At 64.8% G+C, this 979-nt stretch carries 2 pseudogenes; both read right to left on the reverse strand.

The features are described from left to right. Positions 1–341: pseudogene (locus EOA33_RS36845) on the reverse strand (integrase); the annotation flags it as partial. Positions 342–350: 9 nt separating this feature from the next. Further along, positions 351–979 (reverse strand): annotated as a pseudogene (locus tag EOA33_RS36850) (hypothetical protein); the annotation flags it as partial.

The following is a 979-nucleotide window of genomic DNA, read 5'->3' on the forward strand; positions in this document are numbered from 1 at the left end:
GGCATGCCGTGCGCGGCATCGGTCTCGCGTTTGACCGGATCCCATAGGTGGTGCGCCACGAACTTCATCAGCAAAGCTTCCGGCGCCGGCCAGGGCAGCGGCTCTCCGGTTGCGGCAAGACACCAGGCCTCAAGATAGCCGAGATCCGAGGCCAGCGCGCGCAAGGAATTGTCGCCAATCCCCTCCGTGGCAAGGTGGCGAAGGGTCTCGACGTCGTCGTCGGTGAGGATTTTGGCCAGAACCTCGCGGCGATCATACGGCAGCACCGAATCCAGGGCATCGAGGGCCGCGGCACGACGCAGCGTGTCGCCGGAAGCGGGCTTGGGCAGACGCGCGTCCATGGCTGGGGCTCAAAACAGATATTTCTTGTCGGCCCAGGCGAGCAGCACGACGGCGTCGCGATCGGGCAACCGTATGCGTCCGGCACGAAGACCTTCGGCGATCGCGTCACCAACGTCGGGATCGACCCAATGGCCGTGCGTCATGAAAAAGAACCAGGCGAACGGCAGGCCCATCTCGCCGTCGATCGCCTCGATGCGTTCCATCAGCCGATGCACGCAGACAGCTTCATCGGCAAGGAGCCGCTCGGACGGCATTTTGAGCGGCCGCGGGATGAAGCCGATTTCGCGTTGGCCACGATGCTCATAGTCACTTATGTCGAAGGCCCAGTGTTCGAACACCCGGTTGCTTGCGGCGCTCGACCGCTCCCAGTCGGCAAAGAAGCGATTCTCGCGCGGCACGAACTCGAACCAGCTCGGATAGAGATCGAGGAACGGTGTCTCCTTCACATAGTCGGGGCCGACCTCGCGGATCACGCGTGCCTCGATCTCCGGGCGTTGTGCTTCCCGGTGCTCGCGTTCCAGGCGCAGGCACGTCGCCAAGAAGCTACGCATGTGGACGAGGCCGCCGCCGGCGCGGCCGCGCAGCCGGTAGACTGGTCCTGCGAGCTGCTGCGCCTCGGCGGCGGAATCACGAGAAA

It is taken from the genome of Mesorhizobium sp. M4A.F.Ca.ET.050.02.1.1 (genome assembly GCF_003997725.1).
Lineage (GTDB): Bacteria > Pseudomonadota > Alphaproteobacteria > Rhizobiales > Rhizobiaceae > Mesorhizobium.